4 protein-coding genes are annotated in these 6122 nt (G+C 71.2%); all 4 read right to left on the minus strand.

Annotated features, from left to right (window positions below; translation table 11 throughout):
• Nucleotides 1-241: 241 nt before the first annotated feature.
• From KGA66_RS27565 to KGA66_RS27580, 4 genes are read right to left on the minus strand one after another with little or no spacing between them, the layout of a single operon-like run.
• A complete protein-coding gene (locus tag KGA66_RS27565) occupies nucleotides 242-922 on the minus strand; it encodes an HAD family hydrolase (protein WP_312887097.1) in 681 nt (226 codons plus the stop codon).
• 3 nt (nucleotides 923-925) lie between these two features.
• On the minus strand, nucleotides 926-1726 hold the full coding sequence (locus tag KGA66_RS27570; RefSeq protein WP_211472269.1) for a glycosyltransferase family 2 protein: 801 nt from the start codon (nucleotides 1724-1726) through the stop codon (nucleotides 926-928).
• A 43-nt stretch (nucleotides 1727-1769) separates the two neighbouring features.
• Nucleotides 1770-4988, minus strand: coding sequence for an oligosaccharide flippase family protein (locus KGA66_RS27575; RefSeq protein WP_211472271.1), 3219 nt, complete (start codon nucleotides 4986-4988; stop codon nucleotides 1770-1772).
• Entirely contained in the window at nucleotides 4988-5899 is a 912-nt protein-coding gene (locus KGA66_RS27580; RefSeq protein WP_211472273.1) for a YveK family protein, read from the minus strand. The genes KGA66_RS27575 and KGA66_RS27580 overlap by 1 nt, the downstream gene beginning before the upstream one ends.
• Between the last annotated feature and the right edge of the window lie 223 nt (nucleotides 5900-6122).

Consider the following 6122-nt stretch of genomic DNA (forward strand, 5'->3'; position numbering starts at 1 on the left):
GGCGGCCCCCGGGGCGTCGCAACAAGCCGAAACCCCTCCGGCCGGTCTACAACAAATCGGATATAGCGCTCATGGCAAGCCGGGCACGCACCGCCGCACCGCCATGACACCCCGGCTATAGCAATGCACTACAACACCGTCAACCGCCAGGAGTCGATCCCCGCGACCTCAAATCTCAAGCTTAGAGGTGGTCCGGTTCGGTTTCGCAGTCGACGTGATGGCCGGCGTGCAGGGCTCTGGGTCACAACAGGGATGGCAGTTGCGCCAGCGTCGCGATCGAAGGCACCGCGCCCGGTTCGCCGTGATCGGCGTCGCGGCGGATGACCCGGCCCGCATAGCCGAGTTCGATCGCTGCTTCGACGAGCGCCGGATCGTCGTCGACGAACAGGCAGTCGGCGGGGGCGAGCCCGAGCGCCGAACTGGCGTGGTGGTACATGCGCGGGTCGGGCTTCCGGCAGCCGAGCACCGCCGAGATCGCGTACGCCTCGAAGAAGTCGCGGATTCCCAGCCCGGCGTGCAGGTCGGGCAGGTCCGGCCACGCGTCGGAGACCACGGCCATCCGCACCCCGCGGCGGCGCAGTTCGAGCAGGGTCGGCAGCACGTCGGGGAAGATCTCCAGAACGGCGGCGGGTTCCACCGGCCGCGTGAGCTCGGCGAGAAGCGCGTCGGGCGCGTCCACGCCGAGTTCGGCCAGGAGCACCCGGTGATAGTCGTCCAGGTCCGGCGTCCCGGCCGACTGCTCGAAGAACCGGTCGCCGGCCGAGATGGCCCTCGCGAAGTCGCGCGGCGTCAGCCGCGGCCCCGGCGCCGGCGCCGCCCAGGCGAGCACGGTCCGCTCGAAATCCGCGCGCGGATGCCAGCGGCCACCGATCGGCCGCATGAGCACACCACCGGAGTCGAAAAGGATCGCGCGCACGGCCACGGGTCAGTCCCAGACGGTGTAGTACGTGTTCGGATTCACCAGGTAGCGTACGGTCGGAACGGGCACGTGCGCGATGCGATGGTGGCGCGCGTAGCGGTAGAAGGACGCCCAGTCCTCCCGCGGCAGGACACCCCTGTCGCGGCGCAGGCGGCTGAACCGCAAGCCGCGGGAACGGCGGGCCACGAACGCGTTCGCGTCAAGGAACGCGCGCTCACGCGCCAGCCTGCGGTCATACGGCACCGACAGGATGTCCATCTCGCGCCCGTCCGCGGTGACGCGCCGCAGCGCCGTGTACACCCCGTCGAGCCGGTAGGACGGTGCCTTCGGCCTGGCTTCGAGGGCTGCGAGGGCCGTGGCGAGATGGTCCGGCTCCCAGGCGTTGTCGTCGTCGAGGAACGCCACGAACGGTGACCTCGCCAAGCGCACCCCGACGTTGCGGACCACGCCGAGGACCGCCGTGTTGCGGCGCAGGCTCACCGCGACCACGCGCGGGTCGTCCGGCAGCGGCGGCACCTGGCCACCGCCGTCGTCCACCACGATCACCAGGTTGTCGGCGACGGTTTGCGCGAGGGCTGATTCGATCGCGGCGCTCAGCGTGTCCGCCCTCTTGTACGTCGGGATCACCGTCGTGACCAGCGGCGTGGGCAGGTCCGGCAGCAGCCGTCGCAGCCTGCGCACCTCGGCGGTCTCGAAGAGCCACACCTTCGGCACGGTGTGCGCGAGCAGCACCTTGTTGCGCAGCTCGTAGAGCGGCAACCAGCCGAAACGCCGCCGCAGGATCCGCTTGGCGGTCCGCCGGATCATCACTTGCCTCTCCGTAGAAGTCGCGTTCTGCCGCCCGGTCCGGTCACCCGGCGCAGACTGCCTGTTCCGCCGGATCGGATGCTGAATCAGGGTCCGGGTTTCCGGCCCGGGACGGACCACGGGCCGGACCCGGGTCCGGCTCCGGCTCGGGTTGCGCCTGACCGCGCGGGCCGGCCTTCGCCAGGTGGCGCAGCGGCCACACGACCGGTATGTACACGGCGAAGGCCGCCGCGCCGGCCAGGAACAGATAAGCGATCTGGTTCAGGTGCAGCAGCCCGATCGCGAGCGCCACGGCGGTCATCAGCGCTCCGCCGACGAACGGCCGCGCACAGGCCCGCGCGATCACCAGCGGGGAGATCCCGCCGCGCGAGAGCGCCCACAGGAACACCGGGGCGACCAGCGGCCCGGCCACCAGAATGTGGCCCGCTCCGACCCCCGCGATCCCCCGCGCACGCGCCATCAGGATCAGCGTGGGGATCAGCGCGAGCAGCCACCAGCCCTGCACTGTGATCAGAGCTCTGCGACGACCGGAGGCCACCAGGCAGTCGTAGGCCAGCTCGAAGGCCACGCGCAGCAGGCCGAGCAGCGCCAGGAAACGCAGCGCGCCCGACGCCGCGGTCCAGCGCTCGCCGTAGATCGCGTAGATCAGCGGTTTGGGCATCACGGCGAGCAGCGCGCACGCCGGTACCGCCGCCGCCATCAGCAGCGCCAGCGCGCTCTCGAAACTCTCCGAGAGCGCCGCGCGGGAAGCGGCCACCCGGGAGAATCCGGCGAACGACACCCGCCGGGCGATCTCCGAGACGCTGCGCACCGGCCAGCTGGAGATGTTGAAGGCGATCTGGTACAGCCCGAGCTGGATCGGCCCGAGCGTGGCCCCCACGACGATCGAGTCCACGTTCAGCATCGCCAGCACCAGCAGGCTGGCCCCGGCCAGCGGCACACCGAACGCGAGCAGGCGGCGCGCCTGCCGCCGGTCCCAGCCCGGCCGCAGGTGGCCCGGCGCGGCGATGGCGCAGCCGACCAGCGCGACCACGTTGCCCGCGATCGAACCCCAGGCGAAGCTCATCGCGCCGAACCCGGCCACCGCCAGGCCGATCGTCAGGCCGCTGCTGAGCACGAAGTTGCCCGCGTCGATGAACATCCGCTGACGCTGGGCGAAATTCCTCGTCAGCACGCCCGCCGGGACGCAGGCGACGCCGTCGATGATGACCGCGATGCCCAGCACCCGCAGCATCGCGGTCGCGTCGGACGCCCCGAGCAGCCGGGCGAACTCGGGCGCCGCGAAGAACAGCACGAGGTAGAGCAGAACGCTGGAGATCACCGACATCGTCAGCACGGTCGGCGCGAACCGCTTCGGATCCTCGTCCCAGCGCACGATCGCCAGGCTCACCCCGAGTTCGTTGGCCGACAGCAGCACCGCGAGCGCGACCAGGCCGATCGCGTACAGGCCCCAGTCGCGCGGACCGAGCAGCCCGCGGGCCAGGACCACGCCCATCAGGAAGTTGCCCAGCCGCATCACCACGGTGTTGACGAAGCTCCAGCGCACGCCCTTGCGTATCTGCCCGCCGATCGGCGCCTCGGGCTTGACGACCGGGATCTCGCCGGTCTCCGACGCCAGCGGGGCCTGCACGCCGACCGATTTCATGATCGGCAGCATCAGCGTGTCGTCCTCGGCCGGAGGCAGCCACGGCCGCAGCGTCGCGGCGATCGCCTGCGGCGTGCGGGTCAAGCGCGCCATGTCGAGCATGTACGCGGCGGCCGGGGCCGGGCTCGGCGCGGCGGGTTTGCGCAGCGAGAAGAACGCCGGGGGCAGGCCGGCCAGCACCGCCGCCGGATCGCGGCGCGGCACCAGGTCGCCTTCCCGCCGCGAGATCCCCAAGTAAGCACCCGAACAGCCCAGCAGCAGGAACACGACCCCGGCGAACATCGGGAAGCCGAGCGAGTCGAAGGTCGCGCTGACCACCAGCGCGGCCGCCATCGCGGCGACGAAGCTCTGCCCGATCTCGCGGGTCGGCTCGTCCGTCCACAGTTCGCGGCCCCGCCGGGCGCAGCGGATGCCGGTGAGGTAGAGCACGATGATGCACAGCGCACCGACGATGCCGATCTCGACGACCGCCAGCAGGTACTGGTTGTCGGTGTACCGGTAGATCGTCGGGATGAAGGTGCGCCAGCCACGCCCGAACAGCGGACGCTGCGCGACGTACTGAGCGACCCCGGCGTAGTCCATCGTGCGGGCCTGGGTGCTGTTGTCACCGCTGCCGAGGAAGGCGCTGAACAGGTTCATCACAGTACTGATAAGACCGGGCACGGCCAGTTTCATCACGCCGGCGCCGACCGCCAGGAACCCGAGCGCGGCCCAGCGCCGGCCCGACTTCCACGTCGGCACCAGCACGACCAGCACCACGATGAGGCCGATCATCGAGGTGCGCGACACCGTCATCGGCAGCGCGCCGCCGATCAGCGCCACCGGCAGCCAGCGGCGCAGCCGGCCGCTGGAGCGGCGGGCCGGGTCCACCGCCTGCTGGATCGCGAAGGGCAGCAGCATCGCCAGCACGCCGGCCAGTTCGAGCGGATGCGCGGCGGTGGACGACGGCCGGGTGAACGCGCCCCGCGTCATCAGGTCGCTGATGTCGCTGCTGGCGTGCAGGCCCGGGACGTGGATCCGGGCGAGCAGGTCCTTGCGGGTCATGAACTCGACGATGCCCAGAGCGCCGACGAAGCTGCCGAACACGACCATGCGGCGCAGCAGGGTTTTGAGACGGTCGAGGTCGGTGATCGCGGCCGAGGCGACCACGACCACGCCGATCCAGGCGAGCAGCCCGATCAGCCCGCGGTCCGCGGCCTGCGTCTCGAGTTTGACCGGCGCCCGGTTGCTCTGCGCCAGCGAGGTGTACGAGATCAGTATGCTCACGGCGAACAGCAGCAGCGCCACCCGCACGGCCCGGGTGCCCGAGGCCGGCAGCAGCCGTCCGGCCAGCCACGAGGCGAGATACCACAGCAGCACCAGCAGCGCGTAGATGTTCGCGAGCGTGCCCGCCGCGCCGAGGGAGGGCAGCGTCCAGCCCGAGGGAACCAGTTCGAGCAGTGCGACGTACACGGACAGCACGGCCACGGCGTCGAGTCCGTAACGGCGCCGCCTCGGTTTCGGGGCCGGGTCGTCCTGTCGGGCGCGCGGCCGAAGCCGCATCCCCAGCCTGGCGTTGCGGACGGCGGGATCGGCCTCGGGACCCAGTCCGCGCAGGCCGAGCGTCGGCGCGGACACTAGTCGCGGGCGCCCGGGGCGCGGCCGGTCAGTTCCGGGCGCGCGGGCTGGAACGGGTCGCGGTCCAGGTCCGCCTCCGCGTCCATGCCGTACCAGCGCGACGTGTCCGGTACGCCGCCGGTCCCCGTAGTCCCCGTGGTCCCCGTAGCACCGGGGCGCGGCCGGACCGGCGGGTCTGCCGGGGCGGCCGTACCGGTGCGCTCGCCCGAGCCTGCGGCTGATCCGGCGGCTGATCCGGCGGCAGCGTCGAAGTCGTCCGCGTCGGCGCCGAACGGTACGCGCCGGCGCCGGCGCCGACGCGAGGCGGTGACGCTCTCGACGACGAAGGTCGCCAGGAACGCGATGACAAGGCCGCCGATCGCGACGCCGAGCACGTCCTGGGTCTTGGTCTTGGTCTGCGGGGCCGGCGGCCCGGGCGGCACGATCACCATGGAGCGGATCATGTCCACGGGTTTGGCCCCGGCCTGTTCCTGCAACTTCTCCAACTGTTCGACGGTGTAGTCCGTCAGTGTGTTCATCGACGTGAGTACGTGCTCGCGGTCAGGGCCGGTGACGGTCAGCGTGATGAACGGACCCTGAGCCGCGGCGGCCAGCGCCACGACGTACGCCTCGGTGACGCCGGCCTGCTGAAGGTCGACGGCCGCGTCGTTGGAGCCGAGGCGGCGCACCAGGAAGTCGGCGGTGTCGTTGAGCGAGGAGTTGAAGTTCATGAACGCGTTGTTGGTGCCCGGCAGCGTGCTGGTGCCGGCGGTGGCCGACTGCGAGGCGAGCAGCGACAGTTCGCTGGTCGACTGGTACTTCGTGGGTATGGATCGGTCGACGCCCACGGTCAGCGCGATGGTTACCAGCAACATCGGCACCATCACGTACCAGCGCGCGCGAATGATCCGGATGACCTCCGCCAGGTCCATGAACCCTCCCCTTGAGTGCGTCGGCCCCGCAGCCCGGTCTCCCTGCCGGGTCCGTGCCAGGCGCACCGTCCACAGCTAGAGAATAGGGCCCGCAGAGCCCGTCCATCCACCGCTTCGGCGACTTGCCCCGTGTCCGGCTGTTGTCTCCCGCGATTCCAGCGGACCGGCCCGATCGGCGGCCACCGTGCTATACGGTGTGGGCGGGAGGGACGCGGACCAGGGG

Origin of the sequence: Actinocrinis puniceicyclus (assembly GCF_018283645.1) — a bacterium.
Lineage (GTDB): Bacteria > Actinomycetota > Actinomycetes > Streptomycetales > Catenulisporaceae > Actinocrinis > Actinocrinis puniceicyclus.

Coding starts and splice junctions, on each gene's coding strand:
- KGA66_RS27570 (WP_211472269.1), bottom strand. CDS start 1,726: ATGATCCGGCGGACCGCCAAGCGGATCCTGCGGCGGCGTTTCGGCTGG.
- KGA66_RS27580 (WP_211472273.1), bottom strand. CDS start 5,899: ATGGACCTGGCGGAGGTCATCCGGATCATTCGCGCGCGCTGGTACGTG.